This window comes from Maribacter sp. (assembly GCF_049667165.1).
In the GTDB taxonomy this organism is placed as follows: Bacteria; Bacteroidota; Bacteroidia; order Flavobacteriales; family Flavobacteriaceae; genus Maribacter_A.
On record NZ_JBATHS010000098.1, the window covers coordinates 1 to 1,875 of the forward strand.

General features: G+C 41.6%; 1 protein-coding gene and 2 pseudogenes. All 3 read left to right on the forward strand.

Annotated elements, in window-relative coordinates:
* A pseudogene (locus tag WBM98_RS05480) lies at positions 1-915 on the forward strand (DNA mismatch repair endonuclease MutL); the annotation flags it as partial.
* Complete coding sequence (locus WBM98_RS05485; protein ID WP_424365024.1) at positions 916-1,659, forward strand: rhomboid family intramembrane serine protease; 744 nt, start codon at positions 916-918, stop codon at positions 1,657-1,659.
* 2 nt (positions 1,660-1,661) lie between these two features.
* Positions 1,662-1,875: pseudogene (locus WBM98_RS05490) on the forward strand (rhomboid family intramembrane serine protease); the annotation flags it as partial.

Sequence of the window (1,875 nt, forward strand, 5' to 3'; positions counted from 1 at the left end):
ACCTTATACGCCATATTACGATCAACTATCAAACATAGTCTTGGGCAGTTCAGTGTAGTACCCTCCCTCGATTTCGAAAAGGATCAAAACCTCGAAACACCTTATAACTACAAGGATAAGAATGTCGTCGAACCCGGTATAACGGTTGATAGTGACTTTAATCCCTTTCGGGAAGTTGGTCAAAGAGCCACGGGAAACCCGGGCTACAAAAAACAGCATAGCAAAGGATGGGAGAATCTCTATGCAGGATTGGAGTCCCGTGATGGTAAGGAAGAAGCTTTCAGTAGTATAAAATTTGAGTCAGAATCGATTACCGGTTCTTTTTTTGAGGCACACCAAGACAATTTGGATTCCTTGGTGACAACATTTCAATTACGTAGAAAGTATATTGTCACCACCATAAAATCAGGGATGGTGGTCATAGACCAGAACAGGGCCCATCAACGCATACTCTATGAGCGCTTTTTAAGGAATATTACCATAGATGAGGCCATTAGCCAACAATTATTGTTTCCTTTGCAGTTGTCTTTTTCCAAGACCGACATCGATGTGTTAAAGGAAATAAAGGATGGTCTGACTACGGTCGGTTTTCTATTTTCGAAAATCGAAGGGGAAGAAGTATGCATTACCGGGGTACCCCCTATTGTCTCCGAAAGTGAGGTAGGGATGGTTTTGGATCAGTTGATCTCCGATTTTCAAATGCAGGTGATCGAGGATAGTTTTTCCCAGACCGATATACTTTCGAAAACCTTGGCTAAGACCTTGGCGGTCAAGACCGGGGAAGTGTTGAACAATGCTTCGCAAATGGCGCTTGTGAATGATCTGTTTGCCTGTAAGGAAAGTAGATGGAGTCCGTTTAATAAACCGGTATATGTGACCATAACTGAAAATGATATTGATAAAAAATTTATTTAGATGGGTAGGATAACAGATGCTATCAAGCATTTATTGATTTTAAACGTACTTTTTTTCGTGGCCACCTCATTATACGGTGAGCAGATGTACGAATGGTTTTCATTATGGTTTCCCAAAAATGAGAATTTTGGAATATGGCAAATGGTGTCCCATATGTTCATGCACGGGGGATTGGCACATATCGGTTTCAACATGTATGCCCTATGGGCCTTTGGCACCCCTTTGGAACGCATGTGGGGTAGGAATAAATTTTTGTTTTTTTATTTTTCGGCAGGTCTCGGGGCAGCCGTGATCCATACAGGGGTGAACTATTATTATTTTAATGAAGGACTTAATGCATTGGTGAATTCAGGGATTGCAAAAAGCCAGGTGATGGAGATTATTGGTGGTGGGCAATATAGTCCGGGGTGGTATGATATTGCCTCAAAAAGCACCATAGATAACTTTCTAAGTGCCTATAACACCCCGGCAGTGGGTGCTTCAGGTGCTATTTATGGGGTATTGGTGGCCTTTGGCATGTCGTATCCGAATAGTGAACTATTCCTGATTTTCTTGCCGATTCCCATCAAGGCAAAAATATTCATTCCGGTATTGATTGGCTTGGATTTATTTTCAGGGGTAACCGGATATGGTATTTTCGGACAGGGAATTGCCCATTTTGCCCATGTCGGTGGGGCCATTGCTGGTTTTATCATGATGTGGTATTGGAAGAAAAACCAATTCAATAAAAACCGTTGGAATTAAAAATGGACAAAGCAAACTTAAAATATCAAATTGCACGGTTGTCGATAGCCGACAAGCTAATCGCCATAAATGTGGTGGTTTTCATTGTCAACGGATTGACCACACTCCTGTTTCGTATGGATCCCGACATTCTGGTGCAATGGTTTCAGTTGCCAAAAGACTTTTTTGATTTCTTGATGCAACCATGGTCTCTCGTTACGTATTCGTTTTTTCATG